Genomic DNA, 22,354 nt, shown 5'->3' with positions numbered 1-22,354 from the left:
ACTTCCAATTAAACACGACGACGTTTTGGTGGGCGGCAACCATTGTGAGGTACCGGTGTAACATCAACAATTGCAGTAATTTCTAGGCCTGCAGCTTGTAATGAACGAATAGCTGCTTCACGACCTGCACCTGGGCCTTTTACAGCCACTTCTATAGTTTTCATGCCGTTTTCTTGAGCTGCCTTTGCCGCTACTTCCGATGCCATCTGTGCTGCGAATGGAGTAGATTTACGAGAACCTTTAAAACCTAAAGATCCAGCACTGCTCCACGCAATAGCATTTCCGCTATCATCTGTAATTGTCACAATCGTATTGTTAAACGTTGAACGAATGTGAGCAACACCAGACTCTATATTCTTTTTCACACGACGCTTTCTACGTGTAGTTGTTTTATTACCCTTACGAGCCATGACTAGCATACCTCCTTTGTTCAATTATTTTTTCTTATTCGCTACTGTACGGCGTGGACCTTTACGTGTGCGGGAATTGTTCTTAGTCTTCTGACCACGTGTTGGTAGACCACGACGATGACGGATACCACGATAAGAGCCGATCTCGATTAAACGCTTAATGTTAAGAGACGTTTCACGACGAAGGTCACCTTCAACCGTGTACTGATCCATTTCTTTACGAATGTTCGATAATTCTTCTTCTGTTAAGTCACGTACGCGAGTTGTTGCATCAACACCTGCAGCTTCTACAACTTTGCTTGCCGTTGTATGACCAACACCAAAAATGTACGTTAGCGCGATAACAATACGCTTTTCACGCGGTATATCTACACCTGAAATACGAGCCATGCGTGCATTGCACCTCCTTAAAAATTATCCTTGTTTTTGTTTGTGTTTAGGATTTTCGCAAATTACCATTACTTTACCCTTACGGCGGATAACTTTACATTTTTCACAAATAGGTTTTACTGACGGTCTTACCTTCATTTTCCTACCTCCTTTTAGATCGGAGTATTCTCGTTATTTATAACGATATGTGATTCGACCTCTTGATAAATCATAAGGTGACATCTCTACCGTAACTTTATCTCCTGGTAAAATACGGATGAAGTGCATTCGAATTTTACCTGATACGTGTGCAAGGATTTCGTGTCCATTTTCTAACTCTACTTTAAACATTGCGTTAGGTAAAGTCTCAAGGACTGTTCCTTCCATCTCAATTACATCGTCTTTCGCCATCGAGAGAATCTCCCTTCTTCCAACCTGTCATCGATTCGTTGACAAATTTTGATATTGCGAAGCGAAGTTTTCCGTTTGTGACTCGACCAGTTTCCTCTAAGCTGCGTGCTACTTCTGGAGAAACATAATCGATTAATTCGACATGATGAAGGTTTTTGCGCTTCGGCCGATCGAACTTACGTTTTTCGCCATCTGCTAGCTTAACAAACTTCCGATCATCAAAGTCAATAATTATTGCATATTGTTCTGATTCACGACCTCGTTTAATCCTCACTAACTGTCCTAATTTAGGACAACCCGAATCTCCTTCGTTCAACCGTCATCACCTTCACTTAAGCTTTCGTTAAAATCTCATAACCATCTTCTGTTACAGCGATTGTATGCTCAAAGTGAGCACAAAACTTCTTGTCTGCTGTCACAACTGTCCAGTCATCATCTAATGTTCGGACGTAACGTTCGCCTAGATTAACCATTGGCTCAATCGCTAATACCATTCCTTTTTTCAAACGCGGACCTTTATTGGGTGGTCCAAAGTTTGAAATATGAGGGTCTTCATGAATGTTTTGGCCAATGCCATGGCCGCCATATTCTTGAACAATCGTATAACCATATGGTTCAACATAACTTTGAATTGCATGCGAAATATCTGTTAAACGATTGCCTGGTTTAATTTGTTCTAAACCTTTAAATAAAGACTCCTCTGTAACATCAAGCAATTCTTGCGTATCGTCATCAATGTCACCAACAGCGTAAGTCCATGCTGAGTCGCCATGATAGCCATTGTAATTAGCACCAATATCGATACTAATAATGTCACCATCATTTAGCTCGCGATCACTTGGAATTCCGTGTACAAGCTCTTCATTGACAGATACACAAATGCTACCACTGAAACCGTTATAACCTTTAAAAGAAGGTGTTGCATCATGACTACGAATAAACTTTTCGGCTATTTCATCCAGTTCATTTGTCGTTACACCTGGCTTGATATGTTTAGCTAATTCTTGGTGAGTTAAAGCTACAATCTTACCAGCTTGACGCATAATCTCAATTTCCCGTGGTGTTTTTCGAATGATCATTTAGCTAAGCCTCCGATTTTCTCATCGATTTGTACGAACACATCATCAATATGCTGGTCGCCATTAACATCGACAAGGTAGCCTTTATCGCCATAGTAATCTAATAATGGTTGTGTTTGTTCCATATTTACCTTCAGGCGATTTTTAACAGTTTCAGGTTGATCATCTTCACGTTGCATTAATGTTGCACCGTCAACGTCACACTTTCCATCTTCCTTAGGAGGGTTGAACTCAACGTGATAAGTTGCTCCACACTCAGGGCAGATGCGGCGACCAGTTAGACGATCGACTAATTTATTTTCTGGAACTTGAACATGTAATACATAATCAAGTTTAGTGTTTAATTCACTTAAAAGGTTTTCTAGAGCTTCTGCTTGAGCTACTGTTCTAGGAAAACCATCTAATAAAAAGCCTTTTTCACAGTCTGGTTTGCTTAAACGTTCTTTAACAATACCCACTGTTACTTCATCAGGGACCAAGTCACCTTGATCCATATAAGACTTTGCTTCTTTTCCTAATGGCGTTCCTTCTTTGATCGCAGAACGGAACATATCTCCAGTTGAGATATGAGGGATGTTATATTTTTCTACGATTTTTTCTGCTTGTGTACCTTTACCAGCACCTGGCAGTCCCATCAAAATAAGATTCATATCTTTCCCCTCGCTCTCATTAATCCAAAGCAATCGAGCATACTATTTAATAAAGCCACGATAGTGACGTTTTACTAATTGACTCTCTAACTGCTTCATAGTATTAAGCGCTACACCTACAACGATCAGTAGACTTGTTCCACCGATTTGAACCGCTGCTGGTAAGTTCGCTATACTTCCTAACATAATAGGGAAGATTGCTACTACAGCTAAGAACAACGCTCCAACAAACGTTAAACGATACATAACACGTGTCAAATACGTTTCTGTATTTTGACCCGGACGAATTCCTGGAACATAACCGCCTTGTTTCTGTAGGTTTTCTGCCATTTGTTCAGGGTTAACTTGAACAAACGTGTAGAAATACGTAAATGCTATGATTAAAGCAAAGTAAATTGCCATTCCAACTGGCTCTGTGTAATCAAATACCCAAGCCATCGTTTGTGCAAATTCGTTACCTTCAAAGAAGCCTGAAATTGTCTGAGGTGCGATGATAAACGAAATAGCAAAAATGATTGGAATAACTCCCGCTGCATTTACCTTTAATGGTAGATGTGTTGACTGTCCCCCAACTGGAGAACGGTTAACTGTTCTCTTTGCATACTGAATTGGAATCTTACGTAGTGCTTGCTGAATGAAGATTACACCAACAATTACAGCGATCACGACTAAAGTGATGATTCCTAAAACAGCTAAATTAATAAATAATTGATCTCCAGCTCCTGAGATATATTGCTCGTAAAGCTGGTTTAAGCCTGTTGGTATCCCTGCAACGATACCTGCAAAGATTAGAATTGATATTCCGTTACCTACGCCATATTCTGTAATTTGCTCACCAAGCCACATTAAGAATGTTGTACCACCTGTTAATACAACAGCAATTGTTAAATACGTAACAGGAGTTGGGTTTGTAATTAAAGAACCTTCTGTAAGGTGGTTAAACCCGACTGACATTCCAATTGCTTGAATAAAAGCCAAAACGACAGTGAAATAACGTGTGAATTGCGCTAGCTTACGACGTCCCATTTCACCTTGTTTACGCCACTCTGTAAACTTCGGAACAACGTCCATTTGAAGTAACTGCATAATAATAGCAGCCGTAATGTATGGGAAAACTCCCATAGCAAAAACAGAGAACTGACTCAATGCTCCTCCTCCGAATGTATCAATGAATCCGAAAGCATTAACTTCATTCATCATTGTTAGAGCATCGCTATCAGCAAATGGAACCGGAATGAATGTACCGATTCTAAAGACGATTAAAATTGCAAGGGTAAAAAGGATCTTCTGTCTAATGTCAGCTACGCGAAATAAATTGGAAAATGTGCGGAACATTAAATCACCTCAGTTTGACCGCCTGCCGCTTCAATAGCTTCTTTAGCAGAAGCAGAGAACTTATCAGCTTTAACAGTCAGATTTTTATCTAGGCTACCATTACCTAGTACTTTAACTCCTGCTTTAATCTTGCTGATCGCACCAGTTTCTAATAGAAGTTCTGGCGTTACTTCAGTTCCTTCTTCAAAACGATTAAGAGTGTCTAAATTGACAATTGTATATTCTTTTCGGTTAATGTTCGTAAAACCACGTTTTGGTAGGCGCTGGTATAAAGGCATTTGACCACCTTCGAAACCAGGACGTACGTTACCGCCTGAACGTGCTTTTTGTCCTTTATGACCACGGCCTGATGTTTTACCATTGCCTGTAGACATTCCACGACCTACACGATTACGTTTTTTACGAGAGCCTTCAGCTCTTTTTAACTCATGAAGTTTCATCCGTCGAGCACCTCCTCTTTACGATAATCGTTACTTACGCTTCTTTTACTTCAACTAAGTGAGACACTTTGTTAATCATGCCACGAATAGCATCTGTATCGTCATGAACGACTGTTTGGCTAATTTTATTTAAGCCTAGAGCTTTTACTGTATCACGTTGATCTTGTTTACGACCGATCACGCTGCGTGTGAGGGTAATTTCTACTTTATTTGCCATGGTTATCCCTCCTTATCCTAACAGTTCCTCAACTGATTTACCGCGTAGTTTTGCTACGTCTTCAGCAGACTTAAGTTCGCTTAAGCCTTGGATTGTAGCACGTACCATGTTGATTGGAGTGTTTGAACCTAATGATTTTGATAAGATGTCTTGAACACCTGCTAGTTCTAACACTGCACGAACCGGACCACCTGCGATAACTCCAGTACCTTCTGAAGCTGGCTTCAATAAGATGTTTCCAGCGCCAAACTGACCATGGATTTGATGTGGAATTGTCGTACCAACGATAGGTACACGCACTAAGTTCTTCTTACCGTCTTCAATTGCTTTACGAATTGCTTCTGGTACCTCATGTGCTTTACCAGTACCGAAACCAACGTGACCATTCTTGTCACCAACAACAACTAGTGCTGTGAAACGGAAACGGCGACCACCCTTCACAACTTTAGATACACGATTTACAGTAACTACACGCTCTTCTATATCAAGCTTGCTTGGATCGATTTGTTTATTCATGCCTTTCCCTCCTTTACGACTTGATTAAAATTCTAATCCTGCTTCACGAGCAGCTTCAGCTAGTGCTTCTACACGTCCATGGTATAAGTAACCACCGCGATCAAAGACAACTGATTTAAAACCTTTTTCTACAGCACGCTTAGCGACTAACTCGCCAACTTGTTTCGCAGCATCAACATTACCTGTTGATTCACCTTTAAATTCTTTATCAACTGTAGATGCGCTTGCAACAGTTACACCAGCAAGATCATCAATCAATTGTGCATAAATGTGCTTATTTGAACGGTAAACATTTAAGCGAGGACGCTCAGATGTACCGGTTAAATGACGACGAACACGGCTATGACGCTTCTTACGAGTAGCGTTTTTATCTTGCTTCGTAATCATCTAGGTCACTCCTTTCTGTCTTTTAACGGAAATTATTTAGCAGTCTTACCTTCTTTAATACGTACACGCTCATTTTCGTAACGAATACCTTTACCTTTATAAGGCTCTGGCGTACGGATTGCGCGGATATTTGCTGCAACCGCACCAACTAGTTCCTTATCGATTCCTTTTACAAGGATACGAGTGTTAGATGGGCACTCAATATCAATACCTTCTACAGGTTCAATCTCTACTGGGTGAGAGTAACCAGCGTTAACAACTAGCTTCTGACCTTGTAATTGTGCACGGTAACCAACACCTTGGATTTCTAAAGCTTTTTCGAAACCTTTAGATACACCTTCGATCATGTTTGCGATGTTACTACGCGTTGTACCGTGAACTGAACGGTGCTTTTTGTTTTCGCTTGGACGCTCAACAGTTAAAACATTGCCGTCAATGTTAACTTTCATATCTTCATGAATTGAACGTGATAGTTCACCTTTAGGACCTTTAACAGAAACTAAAGTACCATCTACGTTTACTTCTACATCGTTTGGAATTTCTACTGGTTTTAATCCTACACGAGACATTCCTTTACACCTCCTGACTGTTCAATAGTGATTACCAAACGTAAGCTAGCACTTCGCCGCCTACCGCTTGTTGACGAGCTTCTTTATCCGTTAAAACACCTTTACTAGTTGAAATAACAGCGATACCTAGACCGTTTAATACACGAGGTAGCTCTTCAGCTTTCGCGTAAACACGTAGCCCTGGCTTACTAATCTTCTTAATTCCTGTAATAACACGCTCATCACTTGAACCGTATTTTAGGAAAAGACGTAGTACGCCTTGCTTGTTGTCTTCAATATATTCGTAGTCACGAATGAAACCTTCACGCTTTAAGATTTCAACGATCTCTTGCTTCAATTTCGAAGCAGGTACTTCCAATTGTTCATGACGTACCATGTTTGCATTACGAATTCTTGTTAATAGATCTGCAATTGGATCTGTCATTGCCATTTCTCATTACCTCCTTCCCTGCTATGGGCTTACCAGCTTGCTTTTTTAACGCCTGGAATTTGACCTTCGTATGCTAACTCACGGAAACAAATTCGGCATAATTTGAATTTACGAATGACCGAGTGTGGACGTCCACAACGTTCACAACGTGTATATTCACGTACTTTAAACTTTTGATTACGCTTTTGCTTAGCGATCATTGATTTCTTAGCCACAATTTTCCCTCCTTTTAGGTCAAGGTTACTGTCTGAAAGGCATTCCGAACTGAGTTAATAATTCACTAGCTTCTTCGTCCGTATCAGCAGTTGTAACAATTACGATATCCATACCGCGTATTTTGTTAACTCTATCGTAATTAATTTCCGGGAAAATCAATTGCTCTTTTACACCTAAAGTGTAGTTTCCACGGCCGTCAAATGCTTTGCTTGAGATTCCGCGGAAGTCACGTACACGAGGTAAAGAAACTGAGATAAGCTTGTGTAGGAATTCGTACATACGCTCACCACGTAGTGTTACTTTAGCACCGATTGGGTTACCTTCACGCAGACGGAAACCAGCGATTGATTTTTTAGCTTTTGTAATCATTGGCTTTTGTCCGGAAATTAACTCTAACTCTTCTACAGCGTTATCTAACGCTTTTGAGTTTTGTACAGCGTCACCAACACCCATGTTGATTACGATCTTTTCAACTTTTGGTGCTTGCATCACTGAATCATAATTAAACTTTTCCATTAAGCTTGGAATAACTTCATCTTTATATTGTTTTTTTAATGCGTTCATCAAGTAGACCTCCTTTCATCACGAGAACTATTTATCTAAAGGTTCACCAGACTTCTTAGCTATGCGAACTTTGTTACCGTCACGAACTTCATAACCAACACGAGTCGGTTCATTAGTGTTTGGATCAATAGGCATAACGTTAGAAACATGAATTGGTGCTTCTTGGTTTAAAATTCCGCCTTGTGGGTTTTCTTGAGAAGGCTGTGTGTGCTTTTTCATATAGTTAACACCTTCTACCACAATACGATCCTTCTTAGGAAATGCTTCTAGAATTGTGCCTTCTTTCCCTTTATCTTTACCGGAAATAACTCTTACTTTATCGCCTTTTTTTACATGCATGAATCGTGCACCTCCTTACAAGGCTTTTTTTCTCTATTATAAAACTTCTGGAGCTAGGGAAACGATCTTCATAAACTTGTTTTCACGTAGTTCACGTGCAACAGGTCCGAAGATACGAGTTCCGCGTGGGCTTTTATCTTCACGTACGATAACAGCCGCATTTTCGTCGAAACGAATGTATGAACCATCTTTACGACGAGCACCACTCTTTGAACGTACAATTACAGCTCTAACAATTTCGCCTTTTTTAACAACGCCGCCTGGTGTTGCTTGTTTCACTGAACAAACAATTACATCACCAATGTTAGCTGTTTTACGTCCAGAGCCACCTAGTACTTTGATCGTTTGTACTTCACGAGCACCAGAATTGTCAGCAACTTTTAAACGACTTTCTTGTTGAATCATACAAATACAACCTCCCTTCGGAACTATTCCGAGCGATCATTTATTAAATAACAACAGCTTCTTCTACGATTTCGACTAAGCGGAAACGTTTACTTGCTGATAATGGACGAGTTTCCATAATGCTTACAACGTCACCTTTTTTAGCTTGATTGTTTTCATCATGAGCTTTAAATTTCTTTGAGTATTTAACACGCTTACCATATAGTGGGTGGAATTTATACGTTTCAACTAAAACAGTAATTGTTTTATCCATCTTATCTGAAACAACACGACCACTATACACCTTACGAGAATTACGATCAGCCATTGAGGTAACCTCCTCTCAATTATCGATTATTAGCGCCGATTTCTCTTTCACGAACAACTGTTTTCATACGAGCAATTGACTTACGAACTTCACGGATACGAGCAGTGTTTTCTAACTGACCCGTAGCAAGTTGGAAACGTAGGTTAAACAGTTCTTCTTTTAGTGATTTAACTTTTTGTTCGATTTCGGCAGTGGTTAGTTCTCTAATTTCGTTAGCCTTCATTGCTATCACCACCAATTTCTTCACGTTTTACGAACTTCGTTTTTACTGGAAGTTTGTGAGCTGCAAGACGTAATGCTTCACGAGCTACTTCTTCACTTACACCTGCTACTTCAAACATAACTTTTCCTGGTTTTACTACAGCTACCCATCCTTCAGGAGCACCTTTACCAGAACCCATACGGACTTCTAGTGGTTTAGCTGTTTTTGGCTTATCTGGGAAGATTTTGATCCAGACTTTACCGCCACGTTTCATATAACGAGTCATTGCAATACGAGCAGCCTCAATTTGACGACTTGTAATCCATTCACCTTCAATTGCTTGTAAGCCGAACTCACCGAATGAAACTTCTGTTCCACCTCTTGCCTTACCTTTAAGGCTCGTACGGTGTTGCTTACGATATTTAACGCGTTTAGGCATTAACATATTGCTGATCCCCCTTCCTTATTCATTAGTTTTTGTTGGAAGGACTTCACCACGATAGATCCACACTTTAACACCTAACTTACCGTAAGTAGTGTCAGCTTCTGCAGTACCATAGTCGATGTCTGCACGAAGTGTGTGAAGTGGTACAGTTCCTTCGTTGTATTGTTCAGCACGTGCAATGTCCGCTCCGCCTAGACGACCTGAAACTTGTGTTTTAACACCTTTAGCTCCTGAACGCATAGCGCGTTGGATTGCTTGTTTCTGTACACGACGGAAAGATACACGATTTTCTAATTGACGAGCAATATTGTCAGCAACTAGAGTTGCATCTAATTCTGGCTTCTTAACTTCAACGATATTAATATGAACACGTTTACCAGTTAAATGGTTTAGTTGGTTACGTAGGTTTTCAACTTCTGAACCACCTTTACCAATAACCATACCTGGCTTAGCAGTGTGAACCGAAATGTTAACACGGTTAGCTGCGCGCTCGATATCAACTTTTGAAACCGCTGAGTCTTTTAGACGATCTTGAATATATTCACGAATTTTAATGTCTTCATGTAATAGTTCAGCATAATCGTTTTCAGCGTACCATTTTGATTCCCAGTCACGAATTACGCCAACACGAAGACCTTTAGGGTTGATTTTTTGACCCACTACTTATCCCTCCTTCTTTTCTGATACCACAACTGTAATGTGGCTTGTGCGCTTGTTAATTGCGCTCGCACGACCTTGTGCACGTGGGCGGAACCTCTTAAGTGTTACACCTTCATTTACATATGCTTCAGAAACAACTAAGTTATCAATATCTAATTCATAGTTGTGCTCTGCGTTTGCGATAGCAGAGTTTAAAACTTTTTCAATGTCTGGTGATGCTGCACGGTTTGTGTGCTTAAGTGTTGCGATAGCTTCGCCTACATCTTTTCCTCGAATTAAATCGATAACTAAACGAGCTTTACGAGGAGCGATACGAACCGTTTTAGCTACAGCTTTAGCTTGTTGCATCATGCAAACCTCCTCTCATCTAGCGTTTTGTTTTCTTATCGTCACCAGAGTGACCTTTGAAAGTACGTGTTGGAGCGAACTCTCCAAGTTTGTGTCCAACCATATCTTCTGTTACATATACAGGTACATGTTTACGACCATCATATACAGCAATTGTGTGTCCTACGAACTGTGGAAAGACTGTAGAACGACGAGACCAAGTTTTAATAACTTGCGAATCCTTAGTTTCATTTAACTTCTCGATCTTCTTCATCAGATGATCATCCGCGAAAGGTCCTTTTTTCAAACTACGACCCATCAATAAACCTCCCTTCGAGTTTAAGCAACTTGTTTGGGTTGCTTACCACCATTACTTCTTACGACGACGTACAATATATTTATCTGAACTCTTGTTACGCTTACGTGTCTTATATCCAAGCGTAGGTTTACCCCATGGAGTAACTGGAGACGGCATACCGATTGGAGCGCGTCCTTCACCACCACCGTGTGGGTGATCACTAGGGTTCATAACAGAACCACGTACTGTTGGGCGAACACCTTTCCAACGACTACGACCTGCTTTACCTACTTTTACAAGTTCATGTTCATTGTTACCTACTTGACCGATTGTCGCACGGCAAGTTGAAAGAATGCGACGAGTCTCACCTGAAGCAAGACGTACTAATACGTACTTCTCTTCGCGTCCTAACACTTGTGCTTGTGAACCAGCTGAACGTACTAACTGTCCACCACGACCTGGTTTTAGCTCGATGTTATGGACTGTTGAACCTACTGGAATGTTTTTAAGTGGTAATGCATTACCTAATTGGATATCTGCATTTTCACCTGACATAATTTCTTGGTCTACTTTTAGACCTTTAGGTGCAAGAATATAGCGCTTTTCACCGTCTGCATAGTGAACTAATGCGATGTTCGCTGAACGGTTTGGATCGTATTCGATAGTAGCAACGCGTCCTGGTATACCATCTTTCTCACGCTTGAAATCGATAATACGATATTTACGCTTATGGCCTCCACCTTGATGACGAACTGAAATTCTCCCTTGGTTATTACGACCTGCACGTTTCTTGATTGGTGCAAGTAGGGATTTTTCCGGTGTAGACGTCGTGATTTCATCATTTGTTAATGTTGTCATAAAACGACGTCCGTTTGTGGTTGGTTTATACTTTTTAATCGCCATCTTTTTTTCCCTCCTTTTAAAAGTTTATTATTTATACTGTTTCGAAAAAGTCTAGGTCTTCACTGTCTTGAGCAAGTTGAACGATAGCTTTTTTACGGTCAGGACGGTATCCACCGTAACGGCCCATTCTTCTAAACTTACCTTTTAAGTTTAACGTGTTAACTTTTTCTACTTTTACGTTAAAGATCTCTTCTACAGCACTTTTGATCTCAGTCTTGTTAGCTTTAGTAGATACTTCAAACGTATATTTCTTCTCAGCCATTAAATCCGCAGAGTGTTCTGTAATTACTGGGCGCTTAATGATATCTCTTGGTTCTTTCATTATGCAAGCACCTCCCCTGCTTGATCAGCTGCTTCCTTAGTAATAAGCAGCGTGTCATGCTTCACTAAATCTAATACGTTGATCTCATCAACTGATAATACATCTACTCCATGAATGTTGTTAACTGAACGTTCAACATTCTCGTTTTGATTTGCTGTTACAATTAAAGTTTTACCTTCTAAGTTGAAGTTGTTTAGCATTGTAACAATCTCTTTTGTTTTTGGTGCGTCGATGTTTAGTTCATCTAACACGTAAATGTCGTCTGTTTTAACTTTCGTTGCTAATGCAGATACTAAAGCTAAACGACGAACCTTTTTAGGTAGCTTGTAGCTGTAGCTACGAGGCGTTGGACCAAATACTGTTCCACCACCAACCCACTGAGGTGAGCGGATTGACCCTTGACGTGCACGGCCTGTACCTTTCTGGCGCCACGGCTTACGTCCTCCACCATTAACTTCAGAGCGACCTTTTACTTTATGAGTTCCTTGACGCTGGCTTGCTTTCTGCATAATAACAGCATCATGTAAAACATTCTCGTTAGGCTCAATACCAAACACGCTTTCTACAAGTTCAGCATCTCCAACTTGTGAACCTGATTGGTTATATAGTGCTACTTTAGGCATGACATATCCTCCCTTCGTTAGTTAATTGTTACGCCTTAACCGCACTTTCGATTTTTACGTAAGATTTTTTCGGGCCTGGTACATTTCCTTTAATTAGGATTAGGTCGTTTTCAGCATCAACTTTAACCACTTCTAGGTTTTGGATTGTTACTGTTTCTCCACCCATTTGTCCAGCGCCTTTCATACCTTTAAATACGCGCGCTGCTCCCATTACACCAATTGAACCTGGTGAGCGATGGAAGTGTGAACCGTGCGTCTCATGTCCACGTCCTTGGTTATGGCGCTTAATTGCACCTTGATAACCTTTACCTTTTGAAGTACCTGTAACATCAACGTACTGTCCAGCTTCAAAAAGATCAACGCTTAACTCTTGACCAACTTCATATTCGTCAAGCTCTGCGTCACGGACTTCGCGAACGAAGCGCTTAGGTTCAGCTCCTGCTTTCTCAGCATGACCTTTTTCTGCTTTCTTCACGTTATTTTTCTTTTGGTTAGCAAAACCGATCTGAACTGCTTCATAGCCGTCGTTTTCATCTGTTTTCTTCTGAAGAACTGTGTTGCCTTCAGCTTGAATTACTGTTACTGGTACTAGCTCTCCATTATCAGAGAAAAGCTGTGTCATACCGATTTTACGTCCTAAGATTCCTTTCGCCATCCGTTACACCTCCTAGAAAATTTATAATTTAATTTCGATATCTACGCCAGACGGTAAATCTAAACGCATTAAAGAATCCACTGTTTGTGGAGTTGGGCTCAAAATATCAATCAAACGCTTGTGTGTACGCATTTCAAACTGCTCACGAGCATCTTTGTACTTATGCGTCGCACGTAAGATTGTATAAATAGAGCGCTCTGTTGGCAATGGGATTGGGCCAGAAACATCTGCTCCCGCACGCTTCGCCGTGTCTACGATTTTTTCAGCTGACTGATCTAAAATCTTGTGATCATAAGCTTTTAATCTGATACGAATCTTTTCATTTGCCATTATTTTCCCTCCTTTTTCGCCTATCTTTTCAACAGACATTCTCCGCGGAAATTTCCCCACACCTTGCCATGGCAAAGGGGCCGGGTGTGTCAGCAACCTTCCACTTCATCGCCTTGTTTGACCGCAACATTACTTATTATAGTAAATCACACACGAAATTTCAAGTGTCATCACTACATTTCTGTCACCGCCACTCAAATTATTATACAAACCCTATCTAATTATTTCAACCTTCACAGTAATATTCAGAATTTATGATATTTTATTGGTTGAAAGTATGGCTTGAGCGCTGACAAAAATACGCTAGCTTCCAGCGAATTTTGTCTAAAGTTATTCAACAGATGAGTAAGCCTAGCCAAACTTCAGATCCATAAAGAAAAAAACTGCCGAGATTAACTCGGCAGTTTTATAGGTTAAACGTTATTATTCAACGATTGTTGCAACAACGCCCGCACCTACTGTACGGCCACCTTCACGGATTGAGAACTTAGTTCCTTCTTCAATCGCGATTGGTGCAATTAGGTCAACGTCCATTTCAACGTTGTCACCAGGCATTACCATTTCAACACCCTCAGGTAATTGAATAACGCCAGTAACGTCAGTTGTACGGAAGTAGAACTGTGGGCGGTAGTTAGAGAAGAATGGAGTGTGACGTCCACCTTCTTCTTTTGATAGTACATAAACTTCTGCTTTGAACTTAGTGTGTGGAGTGATTGTACCAGGCTTAGCTAATACTTGTCCACGGCTAATGTCATCACGAGAAACACCACGTAGTAGTGCACCAATGTTGTCACCAGCTTCAGCATAGTCTAGTAACTTACGGAACATTTCAACACCAGTTACTGTAGTCTTACCTGTATCTTCAGCCATACCGATGATGTCCACTTCGTCACCAACTGATACTTGACCACGCTCAACACGACCTGTAGCTACTGTACCACGACCAGTGATTGAGAATACGTCCTCAACTGGCATCATGAATGGCTTGTCAGTGTCGCGGTCTGGGTTTGGAATGTACTCATCAACAGCTTCCATTAATTCTAGGATCGCTTTTTCGTACTCTTCGTCACCTTCGATTGCTTTTAGAGCTGAACCTTTTACTACTGGGATGTCATCGCCAGGGAAGTCGTATTCGCCTAGTAGGTCACGTACTTCCATTTCAACTAATTCTAATAGCTCTTCGTCGTCTACCATGTCGCACTTGTTTAGGAATACAACAATTGCAGGTACACCAACCTGACGAGATAGTAGGATGTGCTCACGAGTCTGTGGCATTGGGCCATCAGCTGCAGATACAACTAGAATCGCACCGTCCATTTGAGCTGCACCAGTGATCATGTTTTTAACATAGTCAGCGTGACCTGGGCAGTCAACGTGTGCATAGTGACGGTTTTCAGTTTCGTACTCAACGTGTGCAGTTGAGATTGTGATACCACGTTCTTTCTCTTCTGGAGCACCGTCGATCTGGTCATAAGCCATAGCTTCACCTGAACCAGAGTTTTTGTGTAATACTGTAGTGATTGCTGCTGTTAAAGTCGTCTTACCATGGTCTACGTGTCCGATTGTCCCGATGTTTACGTGGGACTTGGAACGGTCAAATTTTTCTTTAGCCATTTATATTTCCTCCTTAAAAATGTTTTTAATGTATTTATATTGTTAGGTTATCTTTCGAGTAAACCCGAAAGATAACTTCTTACAATACCCTTTATACGAAATTTGAGCGAAAAAATCAATTATTGACCACTATTTTTCTTAATAATCTCTTCTGAAATTGATTTTGGTACTTCTTCATAGTGGCTGAAGTGCATTGTGTAAGTTCCGCGACCTTGCGTGTTCGAACGTAATGATGTAGCGTAACCGAACATTTCAGATAGTGGAACGAATGCGTCTACTACAGATGCGGTACCACGTGTACCCATACCTTCTACGCGTCCACGACGTGAAGTAACGTCACCCATAATATCGCCCATGTACTCTTCAGGGACAACGATTTCTACTTTCATCATTGGCTCTAGAAGTACTGGCTTACACTTGTTTTTCGCTTCTTTAAGTGCCATTGATGCAGCTACTTTGAACGCTGTTTCGTTCGAGTCTACATCGTGGTATGAACCATCAAATAAAGTTGCTTTGATGTCGATTAATGGATAACCAGCAACTACACCAGTTTCCATTGTTTCTTCAATTCCTTTACCTACAGAAGGAATGTATTCGCGTGGTACAACACCACCAACGATTTTATCGTGGAATTCGAATCCAGCACCTTCTTCGTTAGGCTCGAACTTAACCCAAACGTGACCGTATTGACCACGACCACCAGATTGACGTACGAACTTTCCTTCTACTTCTGCAGAAGCACGGAATGTTTCACGGTAAGCAACTTGTGGAGCACCAACGTTAGCTTCTACCCTAAACTCACGCTTTAAACGGTCAACGATAATGTCTAGGTGAAGTTCACCCATACCATGAATGATCGTCTGACCAGTCTCTTCGTTAGTTTCAGTTTTGAATGTTGGATCTTCCTCAGCAAGCTTACCTAAAGCCACTGCCATTTTATCTTGGTCAGCTTTTGATTTTGGTTCAATTGCTACCGCAATAACTGGGTCAGGGAATTCCATAGACTCAAGGATTACTAAGTCCTTCTCGTCACATAGAGTGTCACCTGTAGCTGTGTCTTTTAGACCAACACCACCAGCAATGTCACCAGCGAACACTTCTGATACTTCTTCACGGTGATTAGCGTGCATCTGTAAGATACGACCAACACGCTCACGCTTGTTCTTAGTCGCGTTCTTAACATATGAACCGCTCTTTAGCGTTCCTGAGTAAACACGGAAGAATGTTAACTTACCAACGTAAGGGTCTGTCATAACTTTGAATGCTAGAGCTGAGAATGGCTCGTTATCATCAGACTTACGGATGATTTCTTCGTCCGTGTCAGGTCTATGACCTTCGATTGCAGGTACGTCTAATGGAGAAGGTAGGTAATCAATTACCGCATTTAGAAGTAGTTGAACACCTTTGTTCTTGAACGCTGAACCTACTAATACTGGGTAGAACTCAACGTCACAAGTTGCACGACGAATCGCTGTCTTTAATTCATCGTTTGTGAACTCTTCACCTTCTAAATACTTTTCCATTAGATCTTCGTCTAATTCAGCGATTGCTTCAACTAAACGAGTGCGGTACTCTTCAGCTTGATCTTTGTAGTCATCAGGGATATCCTCAGTAGTAATTTTGTTACCTAAATCATCTCCATAGAAGTAAGCTTTCATTTCTACTAAGTCGATGATTCCTTCGAAGTCATCTTCAGCACCAATTGGTAACTGAATTGGGTGCGCGTTAGCACCTAGACGGTCTTCTAAAGTACCTACAGAGTATAGATAGTCAGCTCCCATTTTGTCCATCTTATTGATGAATACAACACGGGGAACTCCATAGGTAGTAGCTTGTCGCCAAACAGTTTCTGTTTGTGGTTCAACTCCTGACTGAGCGTCAAGTAATGCTACAGAACCGTCTAGTACACGTAACGAACGCTCAACCTCTACTGTGAAGTCTACGTGTCCTGGCGTATCGATAATATTAATACGATGGTCATTCCATTGGGCTGTTGTTGCAGCAGAAGTGATCGTGATACCACGCTCTTGCTCCTGATCCATCCAGTCCATTTGGGATGCACCTTCGTGAGTCTCTCCCAGCTTATGAATACGACCTGTATAGAACAGAATACGTTCAGTAGCTGTTGTTTTACCGGCATCGATGTGTGCCATGATCCCGATATTTCGATACTTGTCTAAGGAGAACTCTCTTGGCATAACAATTTCTCCTTCCTCTATTTGGAATTAAGTTAAAATGATTACCAGCGATAGTGAGCGAATGCTTTGTTCGCTTCTGCCATCTTGTGCATTTCTTCACGGCGTCTAACCGCTGCACCTGTATTATTTGCAGCATCTAGAATTTCATTAGCAAGACGTTCTTCCATAGTCTTCTCACCACGAAGTCTAGCATAGTTTACGATGAAACGTAGACCTAGTGCTTGACGACGCTCTGGGCGTACTTCAACTGGTACTTGGTAGTTTGAACCACCAACACGTCTAGCTCTTACCTCTAGTACAGGCATTACATTTTTCATAGCCTCTTCAAATACATCCATAGCGTTTTGACCGCTGCGCTCTTGCACTAAATCAAAAGCTTTGTATAAAATCTTTTGCGCTGTACCTTTCTTACCGTTGATCATGATTTGGTTGATCAAACGAGTAACTAGCTTTGAGTTGTGAATCGGATCTGGTAGTACATCTCTCTTTGGTACTGCTCCTTTACGTGGCATGGGTTATCCTCCCTTCACTTGTTGTTTGATTAAAATTATTTCTTTGACTTTGTTCGCTTAGTTCCGTACTTAGAACGACCTTGCTTACGTCCTTCAACGCCTGCAGTGTCTAATGCACCACGAACGATGTGATAACGCACACCTGGTAAGTCCTTAACACGTCCACCGCGGATTAGTACAACACTGTGCTCTTGTAGGTTGTGACCAATACCAGGGATATATGCTGTAACCTCAATTTGGTTAGATAGACGTACACGTGCATATTTACGAAGTGCTGAGTTTGGCTTCTTCGGTGTCATTGTTGCAACACGAGTACATACACCACGCTTTTGAGGCGCAGGGTTATCAGTTTGACGCTTTCTTTGAGAGTCATAACCTTTATTTAATGCTGGAGCATCTGAACCTGCTCTTTTAGTTTTACGTCCTTTACGAACTAATTGGTTAATAGTAGGCATTTCATTATCCTCCCTTCAATTTTGTAATACCACACATCCAGGTGGTTCATGAATAGGCAAAAAAGAAACTTTATATGCATGGTGCACATAAGGCTACTTTGTAATTGCCACTGTTGCTGCGCCAACATCTATTCCGCTTACTTGACCTAACTCGATCATCGAGTCGACTTCAGTGACAGGGACATTGTGTTGTTCAGCTAAATTAACTATTTTATCTGTTACATGCCGTTCTGCATTAGCTGCAATAACGACTTCTAGTACTTCTCCATTTTTAATGGATTTAAGCACTTGCTTTGCTCCAATTCTCAATCGCTTTTGTGCCTGTGCTACTTTTTCATAAGACATTTCTTCATCCTCCAAAGTAACAAGGTTAAATGAAGCACCTTTGATATATTATCACTGAGAATAATTTATGTCAACGAATATTGTAATAAAAACTGTGATATTTTGTACAATCATTGGTGCGATCAACCTGTTTAATAAATAAATTAAAAAGAGGTTGAGCACTGCCTAAAGACAGTGCTCAAGGTATTACAACTCAGTCGCAACCTCTTCTGTTCCTTCTTCTGCTTCAACTTCTTCTATTTCTTGTTCTTCTTTTTCTGGTTGTAAATTGCGGTAACGATTTAAACCAGTACCAGCTGGAACAAGCTTACCGATAATAACATTCTCTTTTAGACCCATTAATTCATCGTACTTACCTTTAATTGCAGCATCAGTTAAGACTCTAGTTGTCTCCTGGAATGATGCAGCTGATAAGAATGAGTCAGTTTCAAGAGACGCTTTAGTGATACCTAAGATAATTGGCTTACCTACTGCCGGTTGACCACCTTGTACTAATACATCGTGGTTTGCATCCTTGAACTGTTGGAAGTCCATAAGTGAACCAGGTAGTAAGTTTGTATCACCAGCTTCAATGACGCGCACTTTACGAAGCATTTGTCGAACCATAACTTCTACGTGCTTATCACTGATTTCAACACCTTGCATACGATATACTTTTTGTACTTCTCTTAGCAAGTACTCTTGAACACCTTGCAAGCCTTGAACGTTAATTAATTCTTTCGGATCAATTGAACCTTCGACTAATGGTTGCCCTGGAGCAACAACGTCTCCTTCTTGAACTTTCATACGCGCATTATATAACGCTGTATAAGTTCTCGACTCAACATTACCTTGAATAACAATTTCTTTCTTATCTTTAAATTCATTAATTTCTTTAACAGTACCGTGAATCTCACTGATTGACGCTTGACCTTTAGGGTTACGCGCCTCAAATACTTCTTGGATACGCGGTAGACCTTGTGTAATGTCATCACCTGCAACACCACCAGTGTGGAATGTACGCATCGTTAGCTGTGTACCTGGCTCACCGATTGACTGTGCTGCGATAATTCCTACTGCTTCACCAACATCTACTTGTTCACCTGTTGCCATGTTACGTCCGTAACACTTCTTACAAGCACCGTGATGTGTATTACATGTGAATACAGAGCGGATCACTACTTCTTCTACACCAGACTCTACAATTGCTTTAGCGATATCTTCAGTAATTAACTCGTTACGCTGAATTAATGTTTCATTAGTTTCAGGGTGATTTACTGACCTAAATGCTGTACGACCAACTAAACGGTCAAATAATGGAACAATAATCTCATTGCCTTCACGTAACGTTGCAACTTCCATACCACGGTCAGTTCCACAATCTTCTTCACGGATAATCACGTCTTGTGCTACGTCTACTAGACGACGCGTTAAGTAACCTGAGTCAGCTGTCTTAAGCGCTGTATCGGCTAGACCTTTACGCGCACCGTGAGTTGAGATGAAGTACTCAAGTACTGTTAAACCTTCACGGAAGCTTGATTTGATTGGTAGTTCAATGATCTTACCAGACGGGTTAGCCATTAAACCACGCATACCTGCAAGCTGAGTGAAGTTTGATGCGTTACCACGTGCACCTGAATCACTCATCATAAAGATTGGATTCAAGGTATCTAGTGAATGCATTAACTTATTTTGAATGACATCTTTCGCATCAGTCCAAATAGCAATAACACGGTCATAACGTTCACCTTCTGTTATTAAACCTCTGCGATATTGTTTTAAGACTTTATCAACCTTCGTTTGGGCTTCTTCAAGCACAACTTCTTTATCGCCTAATACAACGATGTCAGAAACACCAATTGTAATACCTGCTTTAGTTGAGTACTTGAAACCTAAATCTTTCATACGGTCAAGCATCTTAGATGTCTCTGAAAGCTTATAATACTTAAAGACTTCAGAAATGATGTCACCTAAAATACCTTTCTTAAATGGTTGCACTAACTCACGAGATTTAAGAGCTTCCTTTACATCTTCTGTAGGCTCAACAAAATACTGATCAGGTGTTTCAACCTCTAAGTTAGATGATGTTGGCTCATTAATGTAAGGGAACGAGCTTGGTAGAATTTCATTAAAGATGATCTTACCGACAGTTGTAAGTAAAATCTTCTTATTTTGTTCTTCTGTGAACCTCGGATTTTGTAAAGAACTCGCTTGTAAGCCAATTCTACTGTGTAAGTGTACATAGCCATTTTCATAAGCTGTTAACGCTTCAGCTGTATTAGTGAAAACTCTACCTTCACCAAGAGCTGCGTTACGCTCAAGTGTTAAGTAATAGTTACCTAATACCATGTCCTGTGAAGGTGTAACAACTGGCTTACCATCTTTAGGGTTTAAGATGTTTTGAGCTGCTAACATTAACACTCTAGCTTCTGCTTGAGCTTCAGGTGATAACGGTACGTGTACTGCCATTTGGTCACCGTCAAAGTCTGCGTTGTACGCTGTACACACTAGTGGGTGAAGGCGAATCGCACGACCTTCTACTAATACAGGCTCAAATGATTGAATACCTAGACGGTGTAATGTTGGTGCACGGTTCAGTAACACTGGGTGTTCTTTAATAACATCCTCTAATACATCCCAAATCTCTGGTCTTAAACGTTCAATGTTACGTTTAGCCGACTTAATGTTGTGAGCTAAACCACGTTCAACAAGTTCACGCATAACAAACGGCTTGAACAGTTCAATTGCCATTTCTTTCGGTAAACCACACTGATACATCTTCAAGTTTGGTCCTACAACAATTACCGAACGACCTGAATAGTCAACACGTTTACCTAGTAAGTTTTGACGGAAGCGTCCTTGCTTACCTTTCAACATGTGAGATAACGACTTCAACGGACGGTTGCCTGGTCCAGTAACTGGGCGTCCACGACGTCCATTATCAATTAATGCGTCAACTGATTCTTGAAGCATACGCTTTTCGTTTTGAACGATAATTGTTGGCGCACCTAAATCAAGTAAACGTTTTAGACGGTTATTACGATTAATAACACGACGGTATAAATCGTTTAGATCAGATGTCGCGAAACGACCACCATCTAATTGAACCATTGGCCTTAGTTCTGGTGGGATGATCGGAAGTACATCTAAAATCATCCATGACGGATCGTTTCCTGAGTTACGGAACGATTCTAATACTTCTAAACGTTTAATTGCTCTAGTACGACGTTGACCTTGAGCTGTTTTTAGCTCTTCTTTAAGTTCTGCAACTTCACCCTCTAAGTCGACATCTTGTAGAAGTTTGCGGATTGCTTCAGCGCCCATTTGAGCTTGGAATGATTTACCGTATTTATCGTAATAAGCACGGTATTCTTTCTCAGATAACAATTGCTTTTTCTCTAGCGGCGTATCGCCAGGTTCAGTTACGACGTATGCCGCAAAGTAAATAATCTCTTCTAGCGCACGAGGAGATAAATCAAGTACAAGCCCCATACGACTTGGAATACCTTTAAAATACCAAATGTGAGAAATTGGGGCAGCTAACTCAATGTGCCCCATACGCTCACGACGAACTTTTGCTTTTGTTACTTCTACACCACAGCGATCACAAACAATGCCTTTGTAACGAACTCGTTTGTATTTACCACAATGGCACTCCCAGTCTTTTGTTGGTCCAAAAATTCGTTCACAGAAAAGCCCATCTTTTTCGGGTTTCAACGTACGATAGTTAATAGTTTCAGGCTTTTTAACCTCACCATAAGACCACGCACGTATTTTCTCCGATGCAGCCAATCCAATTTTCATATACTCAAATCTATTTACATCGATCAAGGAGCCTACCT

General features: G+C 40.9%; 35 protein-coding genes. All 35 read right to left on the bottom strand.

The window, feature by feature from the left end:
- Positions 1-8: 8 nt before the first annotated feature.
- Entirely contained in the window at positions 9-410 is a 402-nt protein-coding gene (gene rpsK / locus AHA02nite_RS13465; RefSeq protein ID WP_146818173.1) for a 30S ribosomal protein S11, read from the bottom strand.
- Between the two features lie 24 nt (positions 411-434).
- The gene (gene rpsM / locus AHA02nite_RS13460) at positions 435-800 is read right to left on the bottom strand and encodes a 30S ribosomal protein S13 (RefSeq protein ID WP_146818171.1); all 366 of its coding nucleotides are present in this window, start codon (positions 798-800) and stop codon (positions 435-437) included.
- A gap of 24 nt (positions 801-824) precedes the next feature.
- The gene (rpmJ, locus tag AHA02nite_RS13455; RefSeq protein WP_003156543.1) at positions 825-938 is read right to left on the bottom strand and encodes a 50S ribosomal protein L36; all 114 of its coding nucleotides are present in this window, start codon (positions 936-938) and stop codon (positions 825-827) included.
- Positions 939-971: 33 nt separating this feature from the next.
- Positions 972-1,190: a translation initiation factor IF-1 gene (gene infA / locus AHA02nite_RS13450; RefSeq protein WP_017185218.1), complete on the bottom strand. Its 219-nt coding sequence runs from the start codon at positions 1,188-1,190 to the stop codon at positions 972-974.
- Positions 1,168-1,506 (bottom strand): KOW domain-containing RNA-binding protein, encoded by a 339-nt coding sequence (locus tag AHA02nite_RS13445; protein ID WP_146818169.1) that lies wholly within the window; start codon positions 1,504-1,506, stop codon positions 1,168-1,170. The genes infA and AHA02nite_RS13445 overlap by 23 nt, the downstream gene beginning before the upstream one ends.
- 16 nt (positions 1,507-1,522) lie before the next feature.
- Entirely contained in the window at positions 1,523-2,269 is a 747-nt protein-coding gene (gene map / locus AHA02nite_RS13440) for a type I methionyl aminopeptidase (RefSeq protein WP_146818167.1), read from the bottom strand.
- On the bottom strand, positions 2,266-2,919 hold the full coding sequence (locus AHA02nite_RS13435; RefSeq protein ID WP_146818166.1) for an adenylate kinase: 654 nt from the start codon (positions 2,917-2,919) through the stop codon (positions 2,266-2,268). Before AHA02nite_RS13435 ends, map begins: the two co-directional genes overlap by 4 nt.
- Positions 2,920-2,961: 42 nt before the next feature.
- Positions 2,962-4,254, bottom strand: coding sequence for a preprotein translocase subunit SecY (gene secY / locus AHA02nite_RS13430; RefSeq protein WP_146818164.1), 1,293 nt, complete (start codon positions 4,252-4,254; stop codon positions 2,962-2,964).
- Positions 4,254-4,694 (bottom strand): 50S ribosomal protein L15, encoded by a 441-nt coding sequence (gene rplO, locus AHA02nite_RS13425; RefSeq protein ID WP_146818162.1) that lies wholly within the window; start codon positions 4,692-4,694, stop codon positions 4,254-4,256. Before rplO ends, secY begins: the two co-directional genes overlap by 1 nt.
- A gap of 34 nt (positions 4,695-4,728) precedes the next feature.
- Positions 4,729-4,911, bottom strand: coding sequence for a 50S ribosomal protein L30 (gene rpmD / locus AHA02nite_RS13420; protein WP_146818160.1), 183 nt, complete (start codon positions 4,909-4,911; stop codon positions 4,729-4,731).
- Positions 4,912-4,923: 12 nt separating this feature from the next.
- Positions 4,924-5,427 (bottom strand): 30S ribosomal protein S5, encoded by a 504-nt coding sequence (gene rpsE / locus AHA02nite_RS13415; RefSeq protein ID WP_146818157.1) that lies wholly within the window; start codon positions 5,425-5,427, stop codon positions 4,924-4,926.
- Positions 5,428-5,451: 24 nt separating this feature from the next.
- The gene (gene rplR / locus AHA02nite_RS13410; RefSeq protein WP_146818155.1) at positions 5,452-5,814 is read right to left on the bottom strand and encodes a 50S ribosomal protein L18; all 363 of its coding nucleotides are present in this window, start codon (positions 5,812-5,814) and stop codon (positions 5,452-5,454) included.
- Positions 5,815-5,846: 32 nt separating this feature from the next.
- On the bottom strand, positions 5,847-6,383 hold the full coding sequence (gene rplF / locus AHA02nite_RS13405; RefSeq protein WP_017185226.1) for a 50S ribosomal protein L6: 537 nt from the start codon (positions 6,381-6,383) through the stop codon (positions 5,847-5,849).
- Positions 6,384-6,414: 31 nt separating this feature from the next.
- Complete coding sequence (rpsH, locus tag AHA02nite_RS13400) at positions 6,415-6,813, bottom strand: 30S ribosomal protein S8 (RefSeq protein ID WP_017185227.1); 399 nt, start codon at positions 6,811-6,813, stop codon at positions 6,415-6,417.
- A gap of 29 nt (positions 6,814-6,842) precedes the next feature.
- The gene (locus AHA02nite_RS13395) at positions 6,843-7,028 is read right to left on the bottom strand and encodes a type Z 30S ribosomal protein S14 (protein WP_017185228.1); all 186 of its coding nucleotides are present in this window, start codon (positions 7,026-7,028) and stop codon (positions 6,843-6,845) included.
- A gap of 25 nt (positions 7,029-7,053) precedes the next feature.
- Positions 7,054-7,593: a 50S ribosomal protein L5 gene (gene rplE / locus AHA02nite_RS13390; RefSeq protein ID WP_146818153.1), complete on the bottom strand. Its 540-nt coding sequence runs from the start codon at positions 7,591-7,593 to the stop codon at positions 7,054-7,056.
- A gap of 27 nt (positions 7,594-7,620) precedes the next feature.
- Positions 7,621-7,932, bottom strand: a complete 312-nt coding sequence (gene rplX / locus AHA02nite_RS13385) for a 50S ribosomal protein L24 (protein WP_017185230.1) — start codon at positions 7,930-7,932, stop codon at positions 7,621-7,623.
- Positions 7,933-7,968: 36 nt separating this feature from the next.
- Positions 7,969-8,337 carry a 50S ribosomal protein L14 gene (rplN, locus tag AHA02nite_RS13380; protein ID WP_017185231.1) on the bottom strand — a complete coding sequence of 123 codons (369 nt, stop codon included), beginning with the start codon at positions 8,335-8,337 and terminating at the stop codon, positions 7,969-7,971.
- A gap of 43 nt (positions 8,338-8,380) precedes the next feature.
- Complete coding sequence (rpsQ, locus tag AHA02nite_RS13375; protein ID WP_017185232.1) at positions 8,381-8,644, bottom strand: 30S ribosomal protein S17; 264 nt, start codon at positions 8,642-8,644, stop codon at positions 8,381-8,383.
- A gap of 19 nt (positions 8,645-8,663) precedes the next feature.
- Entirely contained in the window at positions 8,664-8,867 is a 204-nt protein-coding gene (gene rpmC / locus AHA02nite_RS13370; protein WP_146818151.1) for a 50S ribosomal protein L29, read from the bottom strand.
- On the bottom strand, positions 8,857-9,291 hold the full coding sequence (rplP, locus tag AHA02nite_RS13365) for a 50S ribosomal protein L16 (protein ID WP_146818149.1): 435 nt from the start codon (positions 9,289-9,291) through the stop codon (positions 8,857-8,859). Before rplP ends, rpmC begins: the two co-directional genes overlap by 11 nt.
- 18 nt (positions 9,292-9,309) lie before the next feature.
- Positions 9,310-9,951, bottom strand: coding sequence for a 30S ribosomal protein S3 (rpsC, locus tag AHA02nite_RS13360; RefSeq protein WP_017185235.1), 642 nt, complete (start codon positions 9,949-9,951; stop codon positions 9,310-9,312).
- A gap of 3 nt (positions 9,952-9,954) precedes the next feature.
- A complete protein-coding gene (gene rplV, locus AHA02nite_RS13355) occupies positions 9,955-10,299 on the bottom strand; it encodes a 50S ribosomal protein L22 (protein ID WP_017185236.1) in 345 nt (114 codons plus the stop codon).
- Positions 10,300-10,318: 19 nt separating this feature from the next.
- Complete coding sequence (gene rpsS / locus AHA02nite_RS13350; RefSeq protein WP_017185237.1) at positions 10,319-10,597, bottom strand: 30S ribosomal protein S19; 279 nt, start codon at positions 10,595-10,597, stop codon at positions 10,319-10,321.
- A 51-nt stretch (positions 10,598-10,648) separates the two neighbouring features.
- Complete coding sequence (rplB, locus tag AHA02nite_RS13345) at positions 10,649-11,479, bottom strand: 50S ribosomal protein L2 (protein WP_146818147.1); 831 nt, start codon at positions 11,477-11,479, stop codon at positions 10,649-10,651.
- 31 nt (positions 11,480-11,510) lie between these two features.
- On the bottom strand, positions 11,511-11,801 hold the full coding sequence (gene rplW, locus AHA02nite_RS13340) for a 50S ribosomal protein L23 (protein ID WP_146818145.1): 291 nt from the start codon (positions 11,799-11,801) through the stop codon (positions 11,511-11,513).
- Positions 11,801-12,424, bottom strand: coding sequence for a 50S ribosomal protein L4 (gene rplD / locus AHA02nite_RS13335; protein ID WP_146818143.1), 624 nt, complete (start codon positions 12,422-12,424; stop codon positions 11,801-11,803). Before rplD ends, rplW begins: the two co-directional genes overlap by 1 nt.
- 28 nt (positions 12,425-12,452) lie before the next feature.
- Complete coding sequence (gene rplC, locus AHA02nite_RS13330) at positions 12,453-13,079, bottom strand: 50S ribosomal protein L3 (protein WP_017185241.1); 627 nt, start codon at positions 13,077-13,079, stop codon at positions 12,453-12,455.
- A 21-nt stretch (positions 13,080-13,100) separates the two neighbouring features.
- Positions 13,101-13,409, bottom strand: a complete 309-nt coding sequence (rpsJ, locus tag AHA02nite_RS13325) for a 30S ribosomal protein S10 (protein WP_146818239.1) — start codon at positions 13,407-13,409, stop codon at positions 13,101-13,103.
- Between the two features lie 423 nt (positions 13,410-13,832).
- On the bottom strand, positions 13,833-15,023 hold the full coding sequence (gene tuf, locus AHA02nite_RS13320) for an elongation factor Tu (protein ID WP_146818141.1): 1,191 nt from the start codon (positions 15,021-15,023) through the stop codon (positions 13,833-13,835).
- Between the two features lie 119 nt (positions 15,024-15,142).
- Entirely contained in the window at positions 15,143-17,221 is a 2,079-nt protein-coding gene (fusA, locus tag AHA02nite_RS13315; protein ID WP_146818139.1) for an elongation factor G, read from the bottom strand.
- A 41-nt stretch (positions 17,222-17,262) separates the two neighbouring features.
- Positions 17,263-17,733 carry a 30S ribosomal protein S7 gene (gene rpsG / locus AHA02nite_RS13310; RefSeq protein WP_146818137.1) on the bottom strand — a complete coding sequence of 157 codons (471 nt, stop codon included), beginning with the start codon at positions 17,731-17,733 and terminating at the stop codon, positions 17,263-17,265.
- 35 nt (positions 17,734-17,768) lie between these two features.
- The gene (gene rpsL, locus AHA02nite_RS13305; protein WP_146818135.1) at positions 17,769-18,188 is read right to left on the bottom strand and encodes a 30S ribosomal protein S12; all 420 of its coding nucleotides are present in this window, start codon (positions 18,186-18,188) and stop codon (positions 17,769-17,771) included.
- A gap of 93 nt (positions 18,189-18,281) precedes the next feature.
- Positions 18,282-18,533, bottom strand: coding sequence for a ribosomal L7Ae/L30e/S12e/Gadd45 family protein (locus AHA02nite_RS13300; protein ID WP_146818133.1), 252 nt, complete (start codon positions 18,531-18,533; stop codon positions 18,282-18,284).
- A gap of 186 nt (positions 18,534-18,719) precedes the next feature.
- Positions 18,720-22,343: a DNA-directed RNA polymerase subunit beta' gene (gene rpoC, locus AHA02nite_RS13295; RefSeq protein WP_146818131.1), complete on the bottom strand. Its 3,624-nt coding sequence runs from the start codon at positions 22,341-22,343 to the stop codon at positions 18,720-18,722.
- Positions 22,344-22,354 lie beyond the last annotated feature (11 nt).

It is taken from the genome of Alkalibacillus haloalkaliphilus (assembly GCF_007991275.1).
GTDB lineage: Bacteria > Bacillota > Bacilli > Bacillales > Alkalibacillaceae > Alkalibacillus > Alkalibacillus haloalkaliphilus.
The sequence above is the reverse complement of the archived record's forward strand: the minus strand, read 5'-3'. Positions and strand labels throughout refer to the sequence as shown.